Here is a 25,630-nt window from a genome sequence, read left to right on the forward strand (position 1 = left end):
CAAGGCAGACCAAAGCCTGCACAGTAGCTACGCTCAAATCAGGTACATAGCGTTGATGAGGTGATCATGAAAATCCGCGAGCTTGCCCAGCACTGGGAACAGAACGCCAAAGGCCGCCTGAGCCCCACCGGTCACGTCCTGCATCTGGATGTGGAGTCCGCGGCACGCCTGGCCGCCCTCACCGAGATGTACCCCAAGCGCCGCCCTGAAGAGCTGCTGGGCGAACTGCTGGGCGCAGCCCTTGAAGAACTGGAAGCGAGCTTTCCGTACGTGCAGGGTCACCAGGTGATCGCCACCGATGAAGAAGGCGACCCACTGTATGAAGACATCGGCCCAACGCCGCGTTTTCTCGCTCTGTCACGCCGTTATCTACACGACATGAGCAGCCGCAAGGACGAATCAACCCACTGATTTCCCCCGCCTGTTTGCTGGTATCGGGCGCCGCGCAGGCGCCCGCGTACCGCTGCCTGCCTGCAAAGTTTCGAGAAAAACCGGCTGACCGATCAGTCAGTAAAAACCGCGATCGTGCGGGAATTTTTTCTGAACTATTGAAAAAACGCCTCGGTCACACCCAGTAACCATCATGGCAAAACCCTCCAGGACTCGGGTTGATGGCTGTCTCGAGACCGGCGGGTCGCGCCAATGGAATGTTACGGAATTCGTTGTTCATCAGGAGTGATCCAATGGAGTTGACCACTATGAAGACCCGCACCGCTAACACCTCATCCTCCCCTTTGCGCGGGCTCAAACTGGCCGCGCTGGCACTGGGCAGCAGCCTGGTCCTGGCCGGTTGTGCCGGCAACCCGCCTACTGAGCAGTTCGCCGTGACCCAATCGGCGGTCAATTCTGCGGTGAGCTCCGGCGGTACCGAGTTTGCCGCCGTGGAAATGAAAGCCGCTCAGGACAAGCTCAAGCAAGCCGAAATCGCCATGCACGACAAAAAGTACGACGACGCCAAGATGCTCGCCGAGCAGGCCGAGTGGGACGCCCGTGTCGCCGAGCGCAAGGCCCAGGCCGCCAAGGCCGAGAAGGCTGTGAAAGATGCCCACGAGGGCGTTCAGGACTTGCGTGAGGAAGGTATGCGCAGCACCCAGTGAGGCTGCGCTGTCGACCCGTGCATCTGCTAATCGATCAAAGGACGAACACTATGCGTAAACACATCTTTATCCCCGCCCTTCTGGCCATTAGCGTTGGCCTGGCCGCCTGCTCCACGCAGCCGAACGCCAACCTGGAATCGGCCCGGACCAACTTCTCGACCCTGCAGAGCAACCCGCAGTCGAGCAAAGTCGCCGCCCTGGAAACCAAAGAGGCCCAGGACTCGCTGAACCAGGCCGACAAGGCCTACATGGACAAGGAGGACGAGAAGAAGGTCGATCAGCTCGCCTACCTGACCAACCAGCGTATCGAGGTGGCGAAGCAGACCATTGCCCTGCGCACGGCCGAGGCCAACCTCAACGACGCCTCCGACAAGCGCGCTCAGGCAAGACTCGATGCCCGCGATGCGCAGATCAAAAAGCTGCAGGACAGCCTCAACGCCAAGCAGACTGACCGGGGTACCCTGGTGACCTTTGGCGACGTACTGTTCGACTTCGACAAGGCAAACCTCAAGAGCAGTGCCTTGCCCAACGTCACCAAACTTGCTCAGTTCCTTCAGGAGAACCCCGACCGCAAAGTAATTGTCGAGGGCTATACCGACAGCAAGGGCAGCGCCAGCTATAACCAGTCGCTATCCGAACGCCGCGCTGCCGCTGTGCGCACCGCACTGGTCCGCGCCGGCGTCGATCCGGCGCGCATCGTGTCCCAGGGTTATGGCAAGGAGTTCCCGGTGGCCGACAACGCGAGCAACTCGGGCCGGGCGCAGAATCGTCGGGTGGAAGTGACGATTTCCAATGACAACCAGCCGGTGGCACCACGTTCGGTAAGCCAGGCGCATTGACGGCGCAGTGGGGTGAGCTTTCCCGCGATGGCGGTGTGTCATAAACAACGCATCGCGGGACAAGCCCGCTCCTACTGTTGTTGTTGCGGTGTTTCCTGCCCCATGCACCGCACCGCCTGCTTCTTGCTGTCTACCAGCACACCCGTCAGGCCTTTCTGCGACATATCAAACAATACCAACACGCCATCCACACACTGCGCGACCTGGTTGGCCGGCTTGAGCGAGATCTTGTAGTCCTCCCCTGGCACGGTCTTGAGCATGGTGAAGTCACTCAATAGCAGTGCATCCTCAGGCTTGGCAAAGTGCAGGTACCCGTAATACCACAAGGCGCAGACAGTACCGATGATGCTGCATACACCAGTAATGATCAGGGGAATCGCGTTACGTTCTTCACTCATTGTGACGTCTCGTCAGGGTAATTGGGGACCTCGGCCAGGCGCCGCAATCCATTGAAGTGTTCGGGGTCGTCGAGAAACCGCACCATCACCTGGCGCCAGGTGCGGTCGGAAAAGGTCTGTACATGGCCGCCTCGAGTCAACTGCAGCACCCGTGGTGGTGGCGCAGCCTGATACAACTGGATGCCGTTGACCAGTGGAACAATAGGGTCGTCGATGCTGTGGAAGAACAGTTTGGGCGGTGTCTTGATCCGGGCAATCGAACGAATCGCGCTGTCGCCATCCGGCACCAACCATGACAGCGGCACCTGCAATGGCCAGGTCAACCACGAGGTGCTCAGTGCAAAGCGCCCGACCTGACGGTAACTGGCCGGTACGCCGTCGAAGACCATAGCCTTGAAGCGACGGGCCTGCTGAGGATGCTGGGCCAGGTAATGAATGGCCATGGCGCCGCCCAGGCTTTGCCCGAGCAGCACCTGGGGCTTGCCTTGCACTTCGGGGGCTTTGTCCAGCCAGTCCAGCGCGGCGGCAATGTCCTGGTAGACCTCGGGCAACGCCGGTTCGCCCTGGGACAGGCCATAACCGCGGTAGTCCACCATCAGTACCTGATAGCCCTGCTTGGGCAACCACCAACTGCCGCCCAAGTGCCAGGCCAGGTTGCCGCCGTTGCCATGCAAATGCAGCACTGTGCCCTTCACTTCCACGCCCGGCTTGGCAGGCAACCACCAGCCGTGCAGGCGCGTGCCATCGGCCGCCGTCAGGGTGACGTCGCGGTATTCAAGCTTGGCTTTCTCAGGTGTGAACGGCTGGCCCGGCTCCGGATAGAACAGCAGCGAACTGCAGCCGCCCAGACTCAGCATCACCAGCAGCATGCCCAAGGGCCTGCGCCATGCTTCAGAGAATGTTCGAGTAGTCGGCTTCAATCCGGTCCAGGCTCAGGTGGTTGAGGAAGTTGGAGAAACACATCCAGGCCGACAGCGCATTGAGGTCGCGAAACTGCTCCGGCAGGTACTTGGGCGGTTCCACCAGGCCTTCATCGACCAGTTGGCGCAGCGTGCGCATGTCTTCCAGCGTGGTCTTGCCGCAGAACAGCAAAGGGATCTGTTCAAGCTTGCCCTTGCGCACGGCCAACTGAATATAGTTGTAAACCATGATGAAGCCCTTGAGGTAGGACAAGTCTTTGGTGAACGGTAGCCCGTTGGGCACCGACCCACGGAAGACCCGGCTGGCATTGCCGTAGCTTTCCGGCATGCCGAAGCCCTGGGCGCGGAAGAACTCGTACACCTGCATGAAGTCGGCACCTTCCTCGACCATATGGATGGCCCGGGTACGATTGGTCAGCTTGCGCAGGCGGCTGGGGTAGGAAGCAAAGGCAATCACCTCCATCAGGATTGCCAGGCCTTCCTGAGTCACGGTCGACGAGGGCGGGCCCTTGGCCAGGAAGGTGCAGATCGGCTGGTTCAGGCCGTTGAGGGTGGTGCCCACATGCACTAGCCCCTCATGGACTTCGAGGGCGCGCACGTCACGGCTGTTGAACATGGCATCGGCGCGGATCTTGATGTAGTCGGCGCCTGCGGCGGCATCGGCGACGATACCGTCGGACTCGAACACCCGGATGGTGTCCTCGGCCTCGTTGAACACCTTGTTCAGGCGCCCCTGAAGCATCTCCACGGCCTGCTTGGCAGTAAGGTCCTTGGGTTCGTCCTTCAGGTCGCCACGGCCGTCGATGTTGTTCAGATAATCCGAGAGCATCAGGCCCAGGTCAGCCAGGGTCGGATCACCGGCATGGAAGGCATCGGACGCCGCCCCGTACAACTCCTGGGAAATCAGGCCGAAATCCTCGGTGCCGCGCGCTTCGAGCATACGCACCACCATGCGGTACTCCTTGCACATGCGCCGCATGATCTGCCCGACCGGATTGAACTGCCCCAGTTGGCGGGTGATATCGCGTTCGATGTTCTGGAACTCGAGCTTGACCGCACTGGAATCGAACGAGAGTGGCCGCCCCTGGTAATAGGCACGGTCCACTGCCGGCATCTCCTTGCCCTTGGCCTTGAGAAAGCCCTGGCGGATATTGTCGTCCCACTTCACCGCATCGAGTACGCGAATCGGGGTTTGTGCCAGGACAATGCGGTCAGACAGGGCACGTATCGTCTGCTGGTACTCGTCCACCCTACTCTCCTTGAATGATCTTGATTACTTGCCGGCCCGCTGGAACCGCGCCACTTCGATAAACAGGTCGGAGTTGGCCGGGTCGTCCAGATAAGCCAGGACACGCTCGGCCGGGCTGTCGATCAGCACGCCCTCGCCGTTGTCCTCGGGCACCTCGTAGGTGCGGCCGCTGAGTTCTTTCTTCTCTACGGCCTGGTTGACCTGTTCGACATCGAGGTTGTAGAGCACCAGTTCCTTGCCGTCGATGACCTCGAACCCGCCGATCAGGAAGTTGCCGCCCAGACGCTTGGGAACGCCTGCCGAGAGGTACCAGCGGTTGCCGTGCCTGGAGACGGTAAAGGCGTATTCATCGCGTTTTTTATCCTTGCCGATGGCCACTGCTTTATAAGCATTGCCACCGCTACGGCTGATCTGCAGGGTCAGGGGTTCGCCCCAGGCGTCCTTGCTCGACCATTTGCCGAGCAAAACCTTGGGCGCCGCTTCATTGGCCGGCATCGGCTCGTTGAAGGTCACCAGACAACCGCCAAGCAGCAGGAACGACAGCGCCAACAGCAGACTTCTGGCTTTCATCGGGTTCTCCTTGAAATGGGGCTGCGCCTCACACGTCGGCCAGCACCAGGTGCATGTACCGGGTAAGGATAGCGAGCATCTGCGCTTGCGCATCGGCGCGTGAGCCGTCGAGCAGGCCCTGATATTCCATCTGCTCGATAATCGCCGTCAACACCAGCGCATCCTGTTGTGGCTGGCGCGAGCCCCCGACCTGAAGCAGTTGGCAGGTGCCACGCAACAGAATCTGCTCGTGCAGCTTGACCAGTTCGGCCAGGCGCGGGCACAACAGGGCCTCTTGGCGAAACGCCTGCTCTGCCATGAGGAAGTCGCGCCGGTTGTGCAACTGGCGCTGCACATAATCGGCGGTCATCTTCGCCACCTCATCGGCCAGCCGTGCCCGCCACTGCGGGCTACCGTCCCCCTGGGACAAGAGCTGACGCAGCACCACCTCGGTGTTTTCCCATAGCTTGGCCATGTACGCCGCACTGCGCTCCACGTACTGGGCGAAGGTGTCGGTGAGCAGGTCTTCGATGTCCTTGAAATAATAGGTGGTGGCCGACAACGGCACGCCCGCCTCGGCTGCCACCGCACGGTGGCGCACCCCTCGCACACCATCGCGCACGACAATCCGCATGGCCGCGTCGAGGATGTCCTGGCGACGCTGTTCACTGCCCAGGCGACTGGCCTTGCGCCCTTGGTACTGCACGCTTTCGGCGACCGCCGTGGCAACGTCGGCCGCACCTTGTTGAGCCATTGCAGGAGTCACTGCTGGTTCTCTCCCCATGAATTGGATCCGATGGCTGCGTTTTCTACAGGCATGAAAAAGCCGCCTCGTGAGGCGGCTTGTTCAGAACGCTCAGGCCTGAGGACGCATGTGCGGGAACAGGATCACGTCGCGGATCGACGGCGAGTTGGTCAGCAGCATCACCAGGCGGTCGATACCGATACCTTCACCGGCGGTCGGCGGCATGCCGTACTCCAGCGCACGGACGAAGTCGGCGTCGTAGTGCATGGCTTCGTCGTCACCGGCGTCCTTGTCGGCCACCTGGGCCATGAAGCGCTCGGCCTGATCTTCCGCGTCGTTGAGCTCGGAGTAGGCGTTGGCGATCTCGCGGCCACCGATGAACAGTTCGAAGCGGTCGGTTACGTTCGGGTTCTCGTCATTGCGACGGGCCAGTGGCGACACCTCGAACGGGTACTGGGTAATGAAGTGCGGCTGCTCCAGCTTGTGCTCGACCAACTCTTCGAAAATCATCACCTGCAGCTTGCCCAGGCCTTCGAAGCCGAGGACCTTGGCACCGGCTTTCTTGGCGATTTCGCGGGCCTTGTCGATGTCGTTGAGATCGTCAGCGGTCAGTTCGGGGTTGTACTTGAGAATCGAGTCGAACACCGACAGGCGCACGAATGGCTCGCCGAAGTGGAACACCTTGTCGCCATACGGCACGTCGGTGCTGCCCAGGACCAACTGAGCGAGTTCGCGGAACAGCTCTTCGGTCAGGTCCATGTTGTCTTCGTAGTCGGCGTAGGCCTGGTAGAACTCGAGCATGGTGAACTCGGGGTTGTGCCGGGTCGAAACACCTTCGTTACGAAAGTTGCGGTTGATCTCGAAAACTTTCTCGAAACCACCGACCACCAGGCGCTTGAGGTAGAGCTCCGGCGCGATACGCAGGAACATGGCCATGTCCAGGGCGTTGTGGTGAGTCTCGAACGGCTTGGCTGCGGCACCACCGGGGATGGTCTGCAGCATCGGCGTTTCCACTTCCAGGAAGTCACGCTTGATCAGGAAGTTGCGGATATGGTTGATGACCTGCGAGCGCACGCGGAAGGTGTCGCGCACTTCTTCGTTGACCATCAGGTCGACGTAGCGCTGGCGGTAGCGCTGCTCGGTGTCGGTCAGGCCGTGGTGCTTGTCGGGCAGCGGGCGCAGCGACTTGGTCAGCAGGCGCACGTTAGTCATCTCGACGTACAGGTCACCCTTGCCGGAACGGGCCAGGGTACCTTCGGCGGCGATGATGTCGCCCAGGTCCCAGGTCTTGACCGCGGCCAGGGTTTCTTCTGGCAGGGTCTTGCGGTTGACGTAGACCTGGATGCGGCCGGTCATGTCCTGGATCACCATGAACGAGCCACGGTTGAGCATGATGCGGCCGGCAACCTTGACCGGAATCGCTGCAGCTTCCAGCTCTTCCTTGGTCTTGTCGACATACTGTTTCTGCAGGTCGTTGCAGTAGCTGTCACGGCGGAAGTCGTTGGGGAAGGCATTGCCCTTGGCACGCTCGGCTGCAAGCTTTTCCTTGCGCAGCGCGATCAGGGTGTTTTCTTCCTGTTGCAGGTCTTGCGGATCGAGTTTGAGGTCGCTCATGTCGTCACATTTTCCATCACGGGTTCATTGTCCCAGGCCGGGGCCGGGATCGCGGGGCAAGCCCGCTCCTACGCAGGAGCAGACTGCCCGCGGCATCTTTGTCGCGGTTACAGCCCCTGCTTGAGGCTGGCTTCCAGGTATTCGTCGATATCGCCGTCGAGCACCTTGTCGCAGTCGCTGCGCTCGATGTTGGTGCGCAGGTCCTTGATCCGCGAGGCGTCGAGCACGTACGAACGGATCTGGTGACCCCAGCCGATGTCCGACTTGCTGTCTTCCAGGGCCTGGGACGCGGCACTGCGTTTCTGCATTTCCAGCTCGTACAACTTGGCCCGCAGCATTTTCATGGCGGTGTCCTTGTTGGCGTGCTGGGAGCGTTCGTTCTGGCAGCTGACCACGGTGTTGGTCGGCACGTGGGTGATACGTACCGCCGAGTCGGTGGTGTTCACGTGCTGGCCACCGGCGCCCGAGGAGCGGTAGGTGTCGATGCGCAGGTCAGACGGGTTGATCTCGATCTCGACCTTGTCATCGATCTCGGGCGATACGAACACAGCCGAGAACGAGGTGTGGCGGCGGGCGCCGGAGTCGAACGGGCTCTTGCGCACCAACCGGTGCACGCCGATCTCGGTACGCAGCCAACCGAAGGCGTACTCGCCCTTGATGTGTACCGTGGCGCCCTTGATGCCGGCGACTTCGCCTTCGGACAGTTCCATGATGGTGGCGTCGAAGCCACGCTTGGCCGCCCAGCGCAGGTACATGCGCAGCAGGATGTTGGCCCAGTCCTGTGCCTCGGTGCCGCCGGAACCGGCCTGGATGTCCAGGTAGGCGTTGTTCATGTCCATTTCGCCGCTGAACATGCGACGGAATTCCAGCTTGGCGAGCGAGGCCTCAAGGCCTTCGAGCATCTCGACAACATCGTTGACGGCGCTTTCGTCGTCCTCTTCAACGGCCATGTCGAGCAGTTCGCGCGCATCGGTCAGGCCGCTGGACATCTCGTCCAGGGTCTCGACGATCTGTGCCAGCGCAGAACGTTCGCGGCCCAGTTCCTGGGCGTATTCGGGCTTGTTCCAGACGTTTGGATCTTCAAGCTCGCGGTTGACTTCGATCAGGCGCTCATGCTTTTGATCGTAGTCAAAGATACCCCCGAATTGATTCGGAACGCTCGGTCAGGTCCTTGATGGTATTCAGGATCGGGTTGATTTCCATGGTCGGCAGCTCTCGTGCGTATTCTGTAGAAAAGCCGCAGAGTATAACCGAGTATGTATCGGCACGGCAGCCCGTCGGGCGGCAGATCGCCGCCCCCACGGGTCAGGCTACGCCCACCTGGTTGCGGCCGTTGTTCTTGGCCAGGTACAGGCCTTTGTCTGCCGCCGAAATCAGCTGCCGGCAATGGCTGCCGATGCTCGGGGTGTAAGTGGCCAGGCCGATGCTCACGGTCAGGCTGGAGCCTGCATCGGGCATGTTGTGGGGAATCTGCATCGCCTCGACGCTCTGGCGCAGCTTTTCAGCCACCAGGCGCGCACCACCCGGCGACGTGTTCGGCAGCACCAGGGCGAACTCTTCACCGCCGTAGCGGGCCGGCAGGTCGCTTGGGCGAGCACAGGAGTTGCGGATGGCCTCGGCCACCTTGCGCAGGGCTTCGTCACCGGCCAGGTGGCCGAAGTTGTCGTTGAACGACTTGAAGTAGTCGACGTCGATCATCAGCAAAGACAGCTGGGCCTGCTCACGCATGGCACGCCGCCACTCCAGTTCCAGGTACTCATCGAAATGACGCCGGTTGGAAAGCCCGGTCAAGCCGTCGGAGTTCATCAGGCGCTGCAGTACCAGATTGGTGTCGAGCAGCTGTTGCTGGCTGACACGCAGGGCACGATACGCCTCGTCGCGCTGCAGCAGGGTCATGTACGAACGTGAGTGGTAACGGATGCGCGCCACCAGTTCGATGTTGTCCGGCAACTTGACCAGGTAATCGTTGGCGCCCGCGGCAAAGGCGGCGCTTTTGACCAGCGGGTCTTCCTTGGTCGACAGGACGATGATCGGAATGTCCTGGGTGGCCGGGTTGTTGCGGTACTCGCGCACCAGGCTCAGGCCGTCCAGGCCAGGCATGATCAAGTCCTGGAGAATCACCGTGGGCTTGATCCGCATCGCCTGCGCCACCGCCTGGTGCGGGTCGGCACAGAAGTGGAAGTCGATGTTTTCTTCGTGAGCCAGGCCACGGCGCACCGCCTCCCCAATCATCGCCTGATCGTCGACCAACAGGACCATGGCCGAGTTTTCGTTCATGGTCGGAAAACCGTCGAGCGGTAAATCATTCATGCGCTGTCACCTGGTCACTGCCGGCAGGCCGGCGTGGCTCAATACATATCGTCATTTCGGAAAAATTTCCATCAATCGTGCAGCGATCCGCTCCAGTGGGCGTATCTCCACCGCAGCGTCTATCGCGGCCGCGGCTTTTGGCATGCCGTAGACGGCGCTGCTGTGTTGGTCCTGAGCAATGGTCAGGTAGCCTTGTTGGCGCATCAGCTTCAAGCCCTGGGCGCCATCGCGCCCCATGCCGGTCAGCAGCACGCCCACTGCGTCGCCACGCCAATAGCGGGCCACGCTTTCAAAAAATACGTCGATCGAAGGCCGGTAGATTTCATTGACCGGCTCTGCGGTGTAGGCCAGGGTGCCGTTTTTCAACAAGCGAATATGGTGATTGGTGCCGGCCAGCAACACCTGCCCCGGCTGTGGTGGCTCGCCTTCGCACGCCAGGCGAACCGACAGGCCCGAGGCGCTGCTCAGCCAGTCAGCCATACCGGCGGCGAACACCTGGTCAACATGCTGGACCAACACGATGGCGGCAGAAAAGTCACGGGGCAGCCCCTTGAGCAATATTTCCAGCGCGGCCGGGCCGCCGGCCGACGAGCCAATGGCAACCAGGCCCTGGCGCTGCGCAGACTCACGCAACGGCGCGGCCAATGGCCGCGGGGTGTTGTTGCGCTGCTGGCCGATCAACCAGCCGATGTTGAGGATTTTGCGCAACAGCGGCGCGGCCGCTTCCTTCGGATCGCCGGCACCCAGGGCCGGGGTATCGACCACATCCAGAGCGCCGTGCCCCATGGCCTCGAACACCCGGTGCACGTTCTGCTTGCGGTCTACCGTGACAATCACGATGGGACAGGGCGTCTCGGCCATGATCCGTCGAGTCGCCTCGACGCCATCCATGACCGGCATGATAAGGTCCATCAGAATCAGGTCCGGCAACTGCTCGGTGCATAGCCTCACTGCCTCGGCCCCGTCGCTGGCTACCCAGATGACCTGGTGTGCCGGTTCAAACGCCAACGCACGGCGCAAGGCCTCCACGGCCATGGGCATGTCGTTGACGATAGCGATCTTCATCCCTGGGCTCCCCCGATCAACTCGACCACTGCATCTAGCAAGGCATCATCGTGGAAACTGGCCTTTGCCAAATAGTAGTCGGCTCCAGCGTCCAGTCCACGACGACGATCTTCTTCTCTGTCTTTGTAGGAAACCACCATGACCGGTAGTGACTGCAGGCGACTGTCGCGGCGCAACAAGGTCACCAGTTCAATACCGTCCATGCGCGGCATGTCGATGTCGGTGATCAGCAGGTCGAAATCCTCGCTGCGCAAGGCATTCCAGCCGTCCATGCCATCGACCGCCACGGCGACGTCGTAACCTTTGTTGCTCAGCAGCTTGCGCTGCAGCTCGCGCACGGTGAGCGAGTCGTCGACGACCAGCACGCGCTTGCGCGCCGCCTCGCGGGTATTGCGCTGACCGCGCTCGATTCGCTCCAGGCGACCGGTGCTGAGCAGTTTGTCCACCGAACGCAGCAAGTCTTCGACATCGATGATCAGTACCACCGAGCCGTCATCCAGCAAGGCGCCGGCAGAAATGTCCTGAATCTTGCCGAGTCGCGCATCCAACGGCATCACCACCAGCACCCGCTCGCCGATCAGGCGCTCGACCGCTACGCCATAGAGCATCTCGCGCTCGCGAATGACCACCACCTTGATGGTCTGGCCATCCGTCTGGCTGGACGGACGGTTGAGCAACTGGCTGGCAGCAACCAGGCCGATATGACGCCCGTCATGCCAGAAATGCTGACGCCCCTCGATCTGCACGATGGCCTCGGCCGGCAGCTCCAGGGTGCGCTCGATATGGGCCAGGGGGAAAGCGTAGGCCTCACCGCCGACTTCCACCACCAGGCTGCGCACCACCGAGAGCGTCAGCGGCACTTCGAGGTGAAAACAACTGCCCTGGCCTGTGGTCTGGGTCAGCTCGATGGAGCCACGCAGCTGACGCACCATGTGCTGCACAGCATCCAGGCCGACGCCACGCCCCGAGACCTCGGTGACCTGGTCGCGCAGGCTGAAGCCCGGCAGGAACAAGAACGTCAGCAATTCGGCTTCACTCATCTGCGCCACGGTTTCGGCCGGTGACAGCTGGCGTTCGACAATGCTGCGGCGTAGACGCTCAAGGTCAACGCCTCCACCGTCGTCGCTCAACTCCAGCACCAGCAGGCCGGCCTGGTGCGAGGCACGCAGGCGGATCTGCCCTTCCAGCGGCTTTCCGGCCAACAGCCGCCGCTCCGGCAGTTCGATACCATGATCGACCGCGTTGCGCAGCAGGTGCGTCAACGGCGCTTCAAGTTTTTCCAGTACATCGCGGTCGACCTGGGTCTTTTCGCCTTCGATGTCCAGCCGCACCTGCTTGCCCAGCGAACGCCCCAGGTCACGAACCATGCGGCTCTGACCCGTCAGCACATCGGCAAACGGACGCATGCGGCAGGCCAGGGCCGTGTCGTAGAGCAACTGCGCCCGTTGGCTGGCCTGCCAACCGAACTCATCAAGATCGGCAGCCTGCTGCAGCAACATCTGTTGGGTTTCGCCCAACAGTTGCTGGGCCTGGGCCAATGCCTCCCGAACTTCCGAGCTGTGGCCGCTGGCCTCAAGCTGGCTTTTGAGCCCGTCCAGGGCGCGAATGCTCTGGCCATGCATGCGCTTGAGGCGCTGCAGGGTGGCGAGGTAGGGCTTGAGCCGCTGGGTTTCGACCAGCGACTTGCTCGACAGATCGAGCAGGCTGTTCAGGCGCTCGGCCGTGACCCGCAGCACCCGCTCGCCCCCTTCACCGCCACGCATGCCCTTGGGCGCAGCCACAGGCTCAGGTTCGGGCTCGGTTTCAAGCGGCGGCACGAACAGAGCGTCGGTCATTGGCGGCAACGGAGCAGGCGGCGGCGCCTGCAGCGGTGCGGGCACCGCTGCGGCGGCCATTCCAGCAGGATCGAGCAAGCCCGCCATCTGCACCAGAAAGGCCTGTACCGCCGAATCGAGGGTAGGGTCCCCAGGGGTGGCGACACGCATCAACAGATCGGTGCCCTGCAACAAGGCATCGATATGCTCGGGGCGCAACAGCAGTCGACCTTCCTGGGCACCCACCAGGCAATCTTCCATTACATGGGCGACGCTGACACCGGCATCGACACCGACGATGCGCGCCGCCCCCTTGAGCGAGTGGGCTGCGCGCATGCAGGCTTCAAGCTGATCGGCCTGGGTCGGATTACGCTCCAAGGCCAGCAGCCCGGCACTGAGCACCTGGGTCTGGGCCTCGGCCTCCAGGCTGAACAGCTCGAGCAAGGAGGCATCGCGCATTTGCTCTGGTGTCATGAAAGGCTCCGGTTCACGGCAGACAGCACTTGTTCTTCGTCCAGTACCCGAACGCTGCGTCCGCGCCATTGCAGGACCGCTGCGGTAAAGCGTGCTTCACCCTGCTCGTGCACCACCCGCGCCGGGTCCAGGCCATGGATTCCATCCACTTCATCCACCCGTACCACCACCGAGCCTCCGGCTGCCGCGATGATCAACATGCGTGGCATGACCCGGGCCGAGGTGACGCCGTCGCCGAGCACCTCCAGGCCAAGCAGGTCTGCCAGCGACAAACACGGCACCAGGGAGCCGCGTACATTAGCCACGCCTTGCAGCATGCGTGCGCGCTGGTGCGGCAACGAATGCACCGGCTGCAGCGGCGCCACTTCGACCAGGCAACGGGTGGCCAGCGCCAGCCACTCCTCGCCCAGACGAAACAGAAGCATCGAGCGGCCAACACCCTCCTCCTGCACATGGACCTGCTCATGCACGGTCTGGCTGAGTGAGTAGCGATCCAACAACCGGGTTGCAGCGGTCGCGTATACGGCGCAGTTACGGCAGTGGACATGTTCGACCAGCAAAGGGCAGCTCTTGTCGCCCTGCACGCCGATACGGTTCCAGCAATCGTCGATGGCGGCGGCATCGGAGGCAACCAACTGCACATCATGCTCTCCCATCATTGTTCAGACTCCCGATCGGCCCGGCGTGCGGCGCGCTCCTGCAGGCGCCTGGCACCGGCGCTGTCGCCCTGGGAGGCCAATAACGCGGCCAGGTGCACCAGCGCCTCATGATGCTGTGGATCGAGGTACAACGCCTTGCGGTAATGATTCAACGCCTGCGCGCTCTCACCGGCGGTATCGCTGAGCAGGCCCAGCCAATAGAACACCTGGGCATTGGGCGGATAGAGCTGCAGGTAGCGTGCGCAGGCTGCGGTGGCCTCAGCACTGCTGCCGGCGTTGGCCAACCGGGCGATTTCTACCAACAGATCGGCGCCCGTATCGACAGGCGCAGGACGGGAAAGCGGTTTCGCTGGGGCGCTGGTGGCCCTGCGCAGAGGTGGCGGCAACGGCCGGGAAAGGCTGACAGCCGGCGGCGCAACAACCGGCTTGCTGACGACCAGCGGCTCGACGGGCGCTTGGCGAACGTAGGCGAACGACTGGGCGATCCCCAGCGGCCGCATACCCATGCGCGCCAGCAGACTGCCCTCGGCCGGGCCGATGAACAGCACACCGTGCTCATGGATCAGGCCCTTGAGCACCTCGAACACCCGCTGCTGGGTGGGCACGTCGAAATAGATCAGCAGGTTGCGGCAGAAGACAAAATCGTAGGCGCCTTCACGGGACTTCAACGCAGTATCGAGCACATTGCCCACCTGCAGATTGACCTGCAGGCGAACCCGTTCGTGCAGGCGTTGGCCGTCGCCGGACTCATCGAAATGCCGCTGGCGGAAATCCAGGTGCGAGCCGCGAAACGAGTTGCGCCCATACAGGGCGTGCTCGGCACGGGCGATCGAGTTGGGACTGATGTCTATCCCGTCGACCTGAAAGGCCTGCCCGGGGATTCCCGCATCGAGCAGGGCCATGGCAATGGAGTAAGGCTCCTCGCCCGTGGAGCATGGCAGACTGAGAATGCGCAACGGGCGCGTTCCAGCCAACTCCGCCAGGCGTTTGCTGGCGAGGCCTGCCAGTGCGGTGAACGATTCCGGGTAGCGGAAAAACCAGGTTTCCGGAACGATCACCGCCTCGATCAATGCCTGCTGCTCGTCCCGCGATTGCTGCAACTGCAGCCAGTAATCATCCAGGTCACGGGCATTGAGCGCCGTGCAGCGCTGGCGCAAGGCACGCTCGATCATTGGTGCGCCAACCGAGGCGACATCCAGGCCGATACGGTCCTGCAGGAAACGGAAGAAGCGCTGCTCGCTGCTCATCGAGGCTCCCACGCGTCAGGGGCCTGGGAGTCGGGCAGCGGAAACAGCAACGCACGCACCTCGTCGTTGAGCAGGTCCTGGACACTGATGCGCTGCACCAGCCCCCGGGCATCCTCGCGCACCGGCCCCAGATAAGGCGCCTGATGATTGTCCAGCCCATAGGGCTGGAACTCCTCGGTGCGACAACGCAACGTGTCGGTGGCCTGTTCCAGAATCAACCCCAGCAGTAACTCCGGGCGCTGCGGGTCGACCCGGTAGTGCACCAGCACCAGGCGGGTACTGGTACGCACCGGGCCGGCTGGCCGAAACTCAAGGCACCTACATCAATCACCGGCACCACTGCGCCACGATGGGTCAACACCCCGGCCACCCAGGCAGGCGTCTGGGCGATCGGCTTGAGCGGCAAGCGTGGCAACACTTCGGCGACTTCATGGGCATCGATGGCAAAACGCTGGTCGCCGACCCGGAACAACAGGTGCAGCGTTGCGTTGCTGGCCGCATCCTGGCGGCGGTGAACGTTAAGGTCGTCCATCGGCGGTCAGACTTTGAACCGCGAAACGCCGCCACGCAGCCCGGTCGCCACCTGGCTCAGCTCGTCGATGGCAAAGCTGGCCTGACGCAGCGACTCCACGGTCTGGCTACTGGCATCACCCAGTTGTACCAGGGCGTGATTGATCTGCTCGGCACCGGTGGCCTGGGCCTGCATGCCTTCGTTGACCATCAGCACGCGGGGTGCCAGGGCCTGGACCTGATGGATGATCTGGGTCAGTTGTTCGCCCACCTGCTGCACTTCGAACATGCCGCGGCGCACTTCTTCGGAGAACTTGTCCATGCCCATGACCCCGGCGGAAACCGCCGACTGGATCTCGCGGACCATTTGTTCGATGTCGTAGGTGGCCACGGCGGTCTGGTCGGCCAGGCGGCGCACTTCGGTCGCGACCACGGCAAATCCACGGCCATATTCGCCGGCCTTTTCCGCCTCGATGGCGGCGTTGAGCGACAGCAGGTTGGTCTGGTCGGCAACCTTGACGATGGTCACCACCACCTGGTTGATGTTGCCGGCCTTCTCGTTGAGGATCGCCAGCTTGTTGTTGACCAGGTCGGCTGCGCCCATCACCTGGTGCATGGTCTCTTCCATGCGTGCCAGGCCCTGCTGGCCGGAACCGGCCAGGATCGAGGCCTGGTCGGCGGCCGAGGTAACCTCGGTCATGGTCCGTACCAGGTCCCGGGAAGTGGCGGCAATTTCACGCGAGGTGGCGCCGATTTCCGTGGTGGTGGCGGCGGTCTCGGTGGCGGTGGCCTGCTGCTGCTTGGAAGTGGCGGCGATCTCGGTCACCGAGGTGGTGACCTGCACCGAGGAACGCTGGGCCTGGGAAACCAGGTTGGTCAGTTCGCCCATCATGTCGTTGAAGCCGGTTTCCACGGCACCGAACTCGTCCTTGCGGTCCAGCTTCATGCGCACGCTGAGGTCGCCGCTGCTGAGCTTGTCCAGGGCATGCACGATGCGCTGCATCGGTGCGGTGATGGCGCGCATCAGCAAAAGGCCGCAGATGGCGGCTGCGATGATCGCCAGGACGAGGGAAATGATCATGCTGAACTTGGCGGTGATCACCGCACTGACAATGGATTCGGCCGCCATTTCGGCCGACTTGCGGTTGTGCTCGATCACGCCGTTCAAGTGTTTGCGGCCCGCGATCCAGGCCGGGGTCAGCTCATTGTCGATCAACAGGCGGGCTTGGGCGAAGTCCTTGCGTGCGTATGCGTCCAGCACTGCGTCGATGGACTTGTCATAGGCGCTTTCCAGACGTCCGAACTCATCGAAGCTGGCCTGGTCGCTCGGGTCCTGGATGGTTGCCTGGTAGCTGGCCATGTGCTGTTTTAGGCGATCGTCGAATTCCTTGTACTGCAGCTTGTCGGCTGCAGTGAGCTCGCGGTCGCCACTGAGCCCCACCAACTGTTGGGTCAACACATAACTGTCGACCCAGGCGCTGCGGATCATCGAGCTGTAGTAGACGCCCGGGATGCTGTCGGTGCGAACCGCTTCCTCGTCGGTCTCGATCGCCTCGAGGCGCGAATAAGCGGCAACCACCATCAACAGCATGATGGCGATTATCACGGCGAAACTTGCCAGGATCCGTTGGCGCAAGGTCCAGTTTTTCACAGTCAGCCCTCAAATATTCTACGCGCGCAGAAAAATGGGCAGAGTATAGCCCAGGTGTTACGCGGTTTTGCGGGCGACATTCGCACAGGTACCAGCCACCAGGTCGCCCTGGTGGCCATTAGCCCGGAATCATTGGTTGGCGGCCAGTTTCACCTGATTTTCAAGCTCGGTTTTAAGCGCTGGATCAAGCTTGAGCTGGCGAGCCAGTTCATCGAGATAGGCGCGCTCCATGAAGTGTTCCTCATCCACCAGCATCACGCTGGCGATGTACATCTCGGCAGCCATCTCCGGGGTTCTGGCAGCACGAGCCACATCGGCTGGGTCCAGCGGTTTGTTGAGCTCGTCGTGCAGCCAGTGCTGCAGCTCCTGGTCGCTGGAGAGCTTGACGAACTCGCCCTCGATCAGTGCCCGCTCGCGCTCGTCGACATGCCCGTCGGACTTGGCGGCGGCCACCAGTGCCTTGAGGATCGCCTGACTGTGCTGCTCGACCTGGGCAGGCGGCAGGCGATCCAGCGTTTGCGGTTCGACCTGGCTGGTAGCGCCCTGCTTGGCCTGCCAGTTGCCATAGGCCTTGTAGGCCAGTGCGCCGAGTGCCGCCAGGCCACCATAGGTCAGGGCCTTGCCGCCATACTTGCGGGCTTTCTTGTTGCCCATCAGCAAGCCCATTACGCCGGCAGCCAGTGCGCCACCGCCGGCGCCTGACAGCAGGCTGCCCAGGCCACCGCTGCCACCTTTACCGCCCAGCAGGTCGCCGAGCCCGCCGGCTGCGCCGGATTTGCCGGCAGGGGTTTTGCCTGACTGGTTCTGCAGCATGTCCTGGCCGGATTTGAGCAACTGATCGAGCAAGCCACGGGTGTTCATCGAGCATCTCCATGGGGAGGAAAGAAACCCCAAGAGTACTGCCGCTGGCTGAAGCGAAGCTGAATGCATTTGCTTCCAGATGTTGCTCGAAGCAGTCAAAAAACGACATGCCCGGATACGCCCCCGGGATGGACCCGAATATCGGCACTACGCTTATGGGGATGTGTCACTGCCGCCATGACTGCCTCGATCATAATTTGAACAAGAGGGAACACCATGTTCGTGAACAAGACCGCCACATTCTGTGCCTTGGGCACCGCCCTGCTGGCGAGCGCCAGCGTGCAGGCTGCAGAACCGCTCAAAGCCGTGGGGGCCGGCGAAGGCCAGTTGGATATCGTCGCCTGGCCCGGCTACATCGAGCGCGGTGAAAGCGACAAGGCCTATGACTGGGTCAGCGGCTTCGAGAAGGACACCGGCTGCAAGGTCAGCGTCAAGACTGCCGCCACTTCGGACGAAATGGTCAGCCTGATGACCAAGGGTGGCTACGACCTGGTGACTGCATCAGGCGACGCCTCGCTGCGTCTGATCGCCGGCAAGCGGGTACAACCGATCAACACGGCCCTGATTCCCAATTGGAAGAACCTCGACCCACGCCTGGCCAACGGGGCCTGGTACGTGGTGAACAAGCAGGCCTATGGCACCCCGTACCAGTGGGGCCCCAACGTACTGCTCTACAACACCAACGTCTTCAAGGAAGCACCCACCAGTTGGGGCGTGGTGTTCGAGCCGCAGAACCTGCCCGACGGCAAGCCGAACAAGGGCCGCGTACAGGCCTATGACGGCCCGATCTACATTGCCGATGCGGCGCTCTACCTGAAATCGGCCAAGCCCGAGCTGGGCATCCAGAACCCCTACGAACTCAACGAGACCCAGTACAAGGCGGTGCTTGACCTGTTGCGTCAGCAGCAACCGCTGGTCCACCGCTATTGGCACGATGCGACGGTCCAGATGAGCGACGTGAAGAACGAAGGGGTGGTGGCCACCAGCTCCTGGGGCTACATGGTCAATACCCTCAAGGCCGACAAGCAGCCGGTGAGTTCGACCATTCCCAAGGAAGGCGCCACCGGCTGGGCCGACACCACCATGCTGCATGCCGATGCCAAACACCCCAATTGCGCCTACAAGTGGATGGACTGGTCGCTGCAACCCAAGGTCCAGGGCGATGTGGCTGCCTGGTTCGGCTCGCTGCCAGCGGTACCGGCAGCGTGTACCGGCAGTGAGTTGCTGGGGGCAGAGGGCTGCAAGACCAATGGTTTTGACAACTTCGACAAGATCGCCTTCTGGAAGACACCACAGGCCGAGGGTGGCAAGTTCGTGCCCTATAGTCGCTGGACCCAGGACTACATTGCGATCATGGGTGGCCGTTAAGCCCCTATCGCCGGGCAAGTCGAGACATCGCCCCGCGAAAACGCGCAACTTTTCGGAGCACGCTATGACCCTTGCAGTCCAGTTCACCGAGGTATCACGCCACTTCGGCGAGGTGAAGGCCGTTGACCGGGTATCCATCGACATAGAAGACGGCGAGTTCTTCTCGATGCTCGGCCCCTCAGGCTCAGGCAAGACCACCTGCCTGCGCCTGATCGCAGGCTTCGAGCAGCCCAGCGCAGGCTCCATTCGCATTCACGGCGCCGAGGCCGCCGGCCTGCCGCCCTATCAGCGCGACGTCAATACGGTGTTCCAGGATTACGCCCTGTTCCCGCACATGAACGTGCGCGACAACGTCGCCTATGGCCTGAAGGTCAAGGGCGTCGCCAAGCAGGAGCGCTTGGCCCGCGCCGAGGAGGCCCTGGCCATGGTCGCCCTGGATGGCTACGGCCAGCGCAAGCCGGTGCAGTTGTCCGGCGGCCAGCGCCAGCGTGTGGCCCTGGCCCGGGCGCTGGTCAATCGCCCACGGGTATTGCTGCTCGACGAACCTCTCGGTGCCCTCGATTTGAAATTGCGCGAACAGATGCAGGGCGAGTTGAAAAAACTGCAGCGCCAGCTCGGCATTACCTTCATCTTCGTCACCCACGACCAGACCGAAGCCTTGTCGATGTCCGACCGGGTTGCCGTGTTCAACCGTGGCCGCATCGAGCAGGTCGATACGCCGCGCAACCTCTACATGAAGCCGGCCACCACCTTCGTCGCCGAATTCGTCGGCACCTCCAACGTGCTGCGCGGCGAGCTGGCCGTGCAGTTGAGCGGTAGCCCGCAGCCTTTCTCGATTCGCCCCGAACACATACGCCTGGGCGAACAACCTGCGACCAGCGATGACATCCAGGTCAGTGGCCTGCTGCACGACATCCAGTACCAGGGCAGTGCCACCCGCTACGAACTGAAACTGGACAGCGGCCAATTGCTTTGCGTCAGCCAGGCCAATAACCAATGGCAGGCGCAGACCGCTCCCTGGCAGACCGGCCAGCAACTGAAGGCCAGCTGGGCGCGCCAGGCCATGACAGCACTGCAGGAAACCGTGCTGCAGGAGGGGCCGTGACATGAGCCCGGACACCAGCGCCCAGGCCACATCGCCACTGCGGCGCTTCTCCAACCTGCTGTACCGGCGCCCCAATCTGTACCTGGCGCTGCTGTTGATTCCGCCGCTGATCTGGTTCGGCGCGATTTACCTGGGCTCGCTGCTGAGCCTGCTGTGGCAAGGTTTCTACACCTTCGACGACTTCACCATGGCGGTCAGCCCGGAACTGACCCTGGCCAACTTCGCCGCGCTGTTCAACCCCTCGAACTTCGACATCATCCTGCGCACCCTGAGCATGGCCATCGCCGTGTCCATCGCCAGCGCCATCCTGGCCTTCCCCATTGCCTACTACATGGCCCGCTACACCAGCGGCAAGACCAAGGCGTTTTTCTATATCGCGGTGATGATGCCGATGTGGGCCAGCTACATCGTCAAGGCCTATGCCTGGACACTGCTACTGGCCAAGGGCGGCGTGGCCCAGTGGTTCGTCCAGCACATGCACCTGGATTCGGTGCTGTTGTTCATCCTCGGTATTCCGGGAGTGGGCGGCAGCACCTTGTCGACCTCGCACCTGGGGCGCTTCCTGGTGTTCGTCTACATCTGGCTGCCATTCATGATCCTGCCGATCCAGGCCTCCCTGGAACGCTTGCCGCCCTCGCTGTTGCAAGCCTCGGCGGACCTGGGCGCCAAGCCACGGCAAACCTTCGTGCAGGTGATCCTGCCGCTGTCGGTGCCGGGAATTGCCGCGGGCTCCATCTTCACCTTCTCCCTGACCCTGGGCGATTTCATCGTGCCGCAGCTGGTCGGCCCCCCCGGTTACTTCATCGGCAGCATGGTCTACGCCCAGCAAGGCGCCATCGGCAACATGCCGATGGCCGCCGCGTTCACCCTGGTACCGATCGTGCTGATTGCCATCTACCTGTCCATCGTCAAACGCCTGGGGGCCTTCGATGCACTCTGAACGCGCGTCAATGGGGCTGCGCCTGGCGGCCTGGGGCGGGCTGGTGTTCCTGCACTTCCCGATCCTGATCATCTTCCTCTATGCCTTCAACACCGAAGATGCCGCCTTCAGCTTCCCGCCCCAGGGCTTCACCTTGAAGTGGTTCGGCGTGGCGTTCTCCCGGCCCGATGTGCTGGAGTCGATCAAACTGTCGCTGCAAGTGGCCTGCCTGGCCACGCTGATCGCCCTGGTGCTCGGCACCCTGGCCTCGGCTGCCTTGTACCGGCGCAACTTCTTCGGCAAGGAAAGCATCTCGCTGATGCTGATCCTGCCCATCGCCCTGCCCGGCATCATCACCGGTATCGCCCTGCTATCGGCCTTCAAGACCCTGGGAGTCGAGCCTGGCATCTTCACCATCGTGGTCGGCCACGCCACCTTCTGCGTGGTGATCGTCTACAACAACGTCATCGCCCGCCTGCGCCGTACCTCCCAGAACTTGATCGAAGCGTCGATGGACCTCGGTGCCGACGGCTGGCAGACCTTTCGCTACATCATCCTGCCCAACCTCGGTTCGGCCCTGCTGGCGGGTGGCATGCTGGCCTTTGCCCTGTCGTTCGATGAAATCATTGTCACCACCTTCACCGCCGGCCACGAACGAACCTTGCCGATCTGGTTGCTCAACCAGCTCAGCCGCCCACGGGATGTGCCGGTGACCAATGTGGTGGCCATGCTGGTGATGCTGGTGACCATGCTGCCCATTCTGGGCGCCTATTACCTGACCCGCGGCGGCGAAAGCGTTGCCGGCAGCGGCAAATAACGCCTGGAGGACTCAACGATGCAAACCCGACTGCTGATCAATGGCCAACTGGTGGCTGGCGATGGCCCGGCCTTGTCGGTACTGAACCCGGCCCTGGGCAGCGTGCTGGTGGACATCAACGAAGCCAGCGAGGCCCAGGTCGACGCGGCCGTGCGCACCGCCGACCACGCATTTGAAACCTGGTCGCAGACCACACCCAGGGACCGCTCATTGTTATTGCTGAAACTGGCGGACGCCATCGAGGCTCACGCTGAGGAACTGGCGCGCCTGGAGTCGGACAACTGCGGCAAGCCCTACGCTGCGGCGCTCAAGGACGAGATCCCGGCCATCGCCGACGTGTTCCGTTTCTTCGCCGGCGCCACACGCTGCCTGAGCGGCTCGGCGGCCGGTGAATACCTGCCGGGCCATACCTCGATGATCCGTCGCGACCCGCTGGGCGTGATCGCCTCGATTGCCCCCTGGAACTACCCGTTGATGATGGTCGCCTGGAAAATCGCCCCGGCGCTGGCCGCTGGCAACACGGTGGTGCTCAAACCTTCGGAGCAAACGCCGCTGACCGCGCTGCGCCTGGCCGAACTGGCTACCGACATATTTCCCCCGGGGGTGCTCAACATCCTCTTCGGCCGCGGCCCGAGCGTGGGCACCCCGCTGGTTACCCACCCGAAAGTGCGCATGGTCTCGCTGACCGGCTCCATCCCGACCGGGGCCAACATCATCGCCAGCACCGCCGACAGTGTGAAACGCATGCACATGGAACTGGGCGGCAAGGCGCCGGTGATCATCTTCGACGATGCCGATATCGATGCGGCCGTCGAAGGCATTCGCACCTTTGGCTTCTACAACGCCGGGCAAGATTGCACCGCGGCCTGCCGCCTCTACGTCCAAAGCGGCATCTACGAGCAGTTCGTGGAAAAGCTGGGCAAGGCTGTCGCCAGCCTCAAGCACGGCCTGCAGAACGACCCTGACACCGAGCTGGGCCCATTGATAACCGCGCAACATCGCGACCGGGTTGCCGCCATGGTCGAGCGCGCCATCGCCCAACCGCATATCCGCCTGGTGACTGGTGGCAAAGCAGTGCCGGGCGACGGTTACTTCTTCGAGCCGACGGTGCTGGCCGATGCCCAGCAGGATGACGAGATCGTGCGGCGCGAGGTCTTCGGCCCGGTGGTCTCGGTTACCCGCTTCGATGATGAAGCGCAGGCCCTGGCCTGGGCGAACGACTCCGACTACGGCCTGGCCTCGTCACTGTGGACGGCGGATGTCGGACGCGCCCATCGTGTTTCGGCACGCCTGCAATACGGTTGTACCTGGGTCAATACGCATTTTATGCTGGTCAGCGAAATGCCCCACGGCGGTCAGAAACTGTCTGGCTACGGCAAAGACATGTCCATGTACGGACTGGAAGACTACACCTGCATTCGGCATGTGATGTTCAAACACTAAGGTAAGGAAACCCATGGAAATTACCCGGCGCGACTTCATCAATGGAGTCGCCATCGGCATTGCAGCGGGCCTGACCCCGCTGCAACTGCTCCAGGCTGCCCAGGGCGGGCGCTACTATCCTCCGGCGCTGACCGGCTTGCGTGGTAGCCACGTCGGCGCCTTTGAAGTCGCGCACCAGATGGGCTGGGAGAAAAAAGCCTTCGCCACCGATGCCCTGCCGATCAGCGAGACCTATGACCTGGTGGTGGTCGGCGGCGGCATCAGTGGGCTGTCGGCGGCGTATTTCTATCGCCAGAAGCACCCCCAGGCAAAGATTCTGATCCTGGAAAACCACGACGACTTCGGTGGCCATGCCAAGCGCAACGAGTTCACTGCCGGCGGACGGATGATCATCGGCTATGGCGGCAGTGAAGCCTTCCAGTCACCCAACCACCTGTACAGCGCCGAGGTCAATGGCCTGCTCAAAGACCTTGGGGTAGACATCAAGCGCTTTGAAACCGCCTTCGATCGCAGCTTCTACCCGGACCTTGGACTTTCGCGCGGGGTGTTTTTCGACAAGGAGCATTTTGGCGAAGACAAACTGGTGACCGGTGACCCAACCCCCATGGTCGCCGACGATATAGCCCCCGAGCAGCTCAATGCCCGCACGGTGCGCGACTTCATCAACGACTTTCCCTTGTCCGACAGCGACCGCAAGGCTCTGGTCGACCTGCACGAAGCGCCCCGGGACTACCTCGCCGGCAAGTCCCAGGACGAAAAGACCGCCTACCTGGAGCGCACCAGCTACCAGGACTTCCTGCTCAAGGACGTCGGCCTGTCGCCCGTGGCGGTAAAGTACTTCCAGGGGCGCACCAACGATTTCATGGCCCTGAGCATCGATACCGTCGCCGCCGCCGATGCCTATTACGTTGGCTTCCCAGGCTTTGCCGCCATGGACCTGGAGCCGATCAGCGAAGAAGCCAGGGCCGAAATGGAAGAGCCCTACATCTATCACTTCCCGGATGGCAACGCCTCACTGGCGCGCCTGCTGGTGCGCAACCTGATACCTGGTGTCGCGCCGGGCACCGGCATGGAAGACATTGTCCTGGCCAACTTCGACTACAGCCAACTCGACCGCGCAGGCCAGCCAGTACGCCTGCGCCTGAACAGCACCGCAGTCAGCGTGCGCAATCAGGACGGCGCGGTGAATGTCGGCTACAGCCAGGGCGGAAAACTGACCCAGGTCCGCGGCAAGCACTGCATCCTGGCCTGCTACAACATGATGATCCCCTACCTGCTTCGCGACCTGTCGGTTGAACAGGCCCATGCCTTGAGCCAGAACGTGAAGTTCCCGCTGGTGTACACCAAGGTGATCGTGCGCAACTGGCAGGCCTTCAAGAAGCTTCGTGTACACGAGATCTATGCCGCGACCCAGCCCTATAGCCGCATCAAGCTGGATTACCCGGTAAGCATGGGTGGCTATGAGCACCCCCGCGATCCGGCGCAGCCCATTGGCCTGCACATGGTCTACGTACCCACCAGCCCCGACAGCAAGATGAACGGTCGCGACCAGGCACGCGCCGGGCGTGCACGGTTGTACGGCACCCCATTTGAAACCCTGGAGAGCCAACTGCGCGAGCAGTTGCAGCGCATGCTGGGACCTGGCGGTTTCGACCACCAACAGGACATCCTGGCAATCACCGTCAACCGTTGGCCACACGGCTATGCCTGCTTCACCAACACCCTCTATGACGACCCCGAGCAGACCGAACAATGGATGGAACTGGCGCGCAAGCCCGTGGGCAAGGTGAGCATCGCCAACTCCGATGCGGCCTGGAGTGCGTATGCCCATGCGGCCATTGACGAAGCCTGGCGCGCGGTAGGTGAGCTGGCGTAGTACGGAATCAACTGCCTTGCATAGAACCTGTGGGAGCGGGCTTGCCCTCGATCAGCCGCAGAGCGGCCGTATGTAATCCTGGCCCTCATCGCTGGCAAGC

Annotated in this window: 23 protein-coding genes and 1 pseudogene; 9 read left to right on the forward strand and 15 right to left on the reverse strand. The window is 62.3% G+C overall.

Annotated features, from left to right (window positions below; translation table 11 throughout):
- Positions 1-66 precede the first annotated feature (66 nt).
- From ABVN19_RS17155 to ABVN19_RS17165, 3 genes are all read left to right on the forward strand, one after another.
- Positions 67-411: a hypothetical protein gene (locus ABVN19_RS17155; RefSeq protein WP_028942957.1), complete on the forward strand. Its 345-nt coding sequence runs from the start codon at positions 67-69 to the stop codon at positions 409-411.
- Between the two features lie 272 nt (positions 412-683).
- Positions 684-1,097: a DUF4398 domain-containing protein gene (locus tag ABVN19_RS17160; RefSeq protein ID WP_028942956.1), complete on the forward strand. Its 414-nt coding sequence runs from the start codon at positions 684-686 to the stop codon at positions 1,095-1,097.
- A gap of 50 nt (positions 1,098-1,147) precedes the next feature.
- Positions 1,148-1,936: an OmpA family protein gene (locus ABVN19_RS17165; protein ID WP_028942955.1), complete on the forward strand. Its 789-nt coding sequence runs from the start codon at positions 1,148-1,150 to the stop codon at positions 1,934-1,936.
- A gap of 71 nt (positions 1,937-2,007) precedes the next feature.
- Here the strand turns inward: ABVN19_RS17165 and ABVN19_RS17170 are convergent, their stop codons facing one another.
- The 15 genes and pseudogenes from ABVN19_RS17170 to ABVN19_RS17240 all read right to left on the reverse strand — a co-directional run bounded on the left by ABVN19_RS17170 (position 2,008) and on the right by ABVN19_RS17240 (position 18,002).
- Positions 2,008-2,334, reverse strand: a complete 327-nt coding sequence (locus ABVN19_RS17170; protein ID WP_028942954.1) for a hypothetical protein — start codon at positions 2,332-2,334, stop codon at positions 2,008-2,010.
- Entirely contained in the window at positions 2,331-3,254 is a 924-nt protein-coding gene (locus ABVN19_RS17175; protein ID WP_105641186.1) for an alpha/beta hydrolase, read from the reverse strand. Before ABVN19_RS17175 ends, ABVN19_RS17170 begins: the two co-directional genes overlap by 4 nt.
- A complete protein-coding gene (locus ABVN19_RS17180) occupies positions 3,226-4,503 on the reverse strand; it encodes a flavohemoglobin expression-modulating QEGLA motif protein (protein ID WP_028942952.1) in 1,278 nt (425 codons plus the stop codon). The genes ABVN19_RS17175 and ABVN19_RS17180 overlap by 29 nt, the downstream gene beginning before the upstream one ends.
- Positions 4,504-4,527: 24 nt before the next feature.
- Positions 4,528-5,073: a hypothetical protein gene (locus ABVN19_RS17185; RefSeq protein ID WP_028942951.1), complete on the reverse strand. Its 546-nt coding sequence runs from the start codon at positions 5,071-5,073 to the stop codon at positions 4,528-4,530.
- A 28-nt stretch (positions 5,074-5,101) separates the two neighbouring features.
- On the reverse strand, positions 5,102-5,806 hold the full coding sequence (locus ABVN19_RS17190) for a TetR family transcriptional regulator (RefSeq protein WP_028942950.1): 705 nt from the start codon (positions 5,804-5,806) through the stop codon (positions 5,102-5,104).
- 102 nt (positions 5,807-5,908) lie between these two features.
- Positions 5,909-7,411, reverse strand: coding sequence for a lysine--tRNA ligase (gene lysS / locus ABVN19_RS17195; RefSeq protein WP_028942949.1), 1,503 nt, complete (start codon positions 7,409-7,411; stop codon positions 5,909-5,911).
- 107 nt (positions 7,412-7,518) lie between these two features.
- A protein-coding gene (gene prfB / locus ABVN19_RS17200) for a peptide chain release factor 2 (protein ID WP_105641187.1) occupies positions 7,519-8,614 on the reverse strand; the annotation gives its coding sequence in 2 pieces (ribosomal slippage) (positions 7,519-8,541 and positions 8,543-8,614; 1,095 coding nt in all).
- Positions 8,615-8,716: 102 nt separating this feature from the next.
- The gene (locus tag ABVN19_RS17205; RefSeq protein ID WP_028942947.1) at positions 8,717-9,721 is read right to left on the reverse strand and encodes a PleD family two-component system response regulator; all 1,005 of its coding nucleotides are present in this window, start codon (positions 9,719-9,721) and stop codon (positions 8,717-8,719) included.
- 51 nt (positions 9,722-9,772) lie between these two features.
- Complete coding sequence (locus ABVN19_RS17210) at positions 9,773-10,786, reverse strand: chemotaxis response regulator protein-glutamate methylesterase (protein WP_028942946.1); 1,014 nt, start codon at positions 10,784-10,786, stop codon at positions 9,773-9,775.
- Positions 10,783-13,074 (reverse strand): hybrid sensor histidine kinase/response regulator, encoded by a 2,292-nt coding sequence (locus tag ABVN19_RS17215; protein WP_028942945.1) that lies wholly within the window; start codon positions 13,072-13,074, stop codon positions 10,783-10,785. Before ABVN19_RS17215 ends, ABVN19_RS17210 begins: the two co-directional genes overlap by 4 nt.
- On the reverse strand, positions 13,071-13,733 hold the full coding sequence (locus ABVN19_RS17220) for a chemotaxis protein CheW (RefSeq protein ID WP_028942944.1): 663 nt from the start codon (positions 13,731-13,733) through the stop codon (positions 13,071-13,073). The genes ABVN19_RS17215 and ABVN19_RS17220 overlap by 4 nt, the downstream gene beginning before the upstream one ends.
- Complete coding sequence (locus tag ABVN19_RS17225; RefSeq protein ID WP_105641188.1) at positions 13,730-14,980, reverse strand: CheR family methyltransferase; 1,251 nt, start codon at positions 14,978-14,980, stop codon at positions 13,730-13,732. Before ABVN19_RS17225 ends, ABVN19_RS17220 begins: the two co-directional genes overlap by 4 nt.
- Positions 14,977-15,512: pseudogene (locus tag ABVN19_RS17230) on the reverse strand (chemotaxis protein CheW). Before ABVN19_RS17230 ends, ABVN19_RS17225 begins: the two are co-directional and overlap by 4 nt.
- A gap of 6 nt (positions 15,513-15,518) precedes the next feature.
- On the reverse strand, positions 15,519-17,141 hold the full coding sequence (locus tag ABVN19_RS17235) for a methyl-accepting chemotaxis protein (RefSeq protein ID WP_028942941.1): 1,623 nt from the start codon (positions 17,139-17,141) through the stop codon (positions 15,519-15,521).
- A 129-nt stretch (positions 17,142-17,270) separates the two neighbouring features.
- Entirely contained in the window at positions 17,271-18,002 is a 732-nt protein-coding gene (locus ABVN19_RS17240) for a tellurite resistance TerB family protein (RefSeq protein WP_028942940.1), read from the reverse strand.
- A 216-nt stretch (positions 18,003-18,218) separates the two neighbouring features.
- Between ABVN19_RS17240 and ydcS the strand changes: the two genes are divergently transcribed.
- The 6 genes from ydcS (at position 18,219) to ABVN19_RS17270 (ending at position 25,530) form a co-directional block, all read left to right on the forward strand.
- On the forward strand, positions 18,219-19,370 hold the full coding sequence (gene ydcS / locus ABVN19_RS17245; RefSeq protein WP_105641189.1) for a putative ABC transporter substrate-binding protein YdcS: 1,152 nt from the start codon (positions 18,219-18,221) through the stop codon (positions 19,368-19,370).
- 64 nt (positions 19,371-19,434) lie between these two features.
- On the forward strand, positions 19,435-20,475 hold the full coding sequence (locus ABVN19_RS17250) for an ABC transporter ATP-binding protein (RefSeq protein WP_028942938.1): 1,041 nt from the start codon (positions 19,435-19,437) through the stop codon (positions 20,473-20,475).
- Between the two features lies 1 nt (position 20,476).
- Entirely contained in the window at positions 20,477-21,415 is a 939-nt protein-coding gene (locus ABVN19_RS17255) for an ABC transporter permease (protein ID WP_105641190.1), read from the forward strand.
- Positions 21,405-22,211: an ABC transporter permease gene (locus tag ABVN19_RS17260; RefSeq protein WP_028942936.1), complete on the forward strand. Its 807-nt coding sequence runs from the start codon at positions 21,405-21,407 to the stop codon at positions 22,209-22,211. Before ABVN19_RS17255 ends, ABVN19_RS17260 begins: the two co-directional genes overlap by 11 nt.
- 18 nt (positions 22,212-22,229) lie before the next feature.
- On the forward strand, positions 22,230-23,654 hold the full coding sequence (locus tag ABVN19_RS17265) for a gamma-aminobutyraldehyde dehydrogenase (protein ID WP_105641191.1): 1,425 nt from the start codon (positions 22,230-22,232) through the stop codon (positions 23,652-23,654).
- A gap of 13 nt (positions 23,655-23,667) precedes the next feature.
- Entirely contained in the window at positions 23,668-25,530 is a 1,863-nt protein-coding gene (locus ABVN19_RS17270; RefSeq protein WP_028942934.1) for an NAD(P)-binding protein, read from the forward strand.
- The last annotated feature ends 100 nt before the right edge of the window (positions 25,531-25,630 follow it).

This window comes from Pseudomonas vranovensis (assembly GCF_040438935.1).
Classification (GTDB): domain Bacteria; phylum Pseudomonadota; class Gammaproteobacteria; order Pseudomonadales; family Pseudomonadaceae; genus Aquipseudomonas; species Aquipseudomonas vranovensis.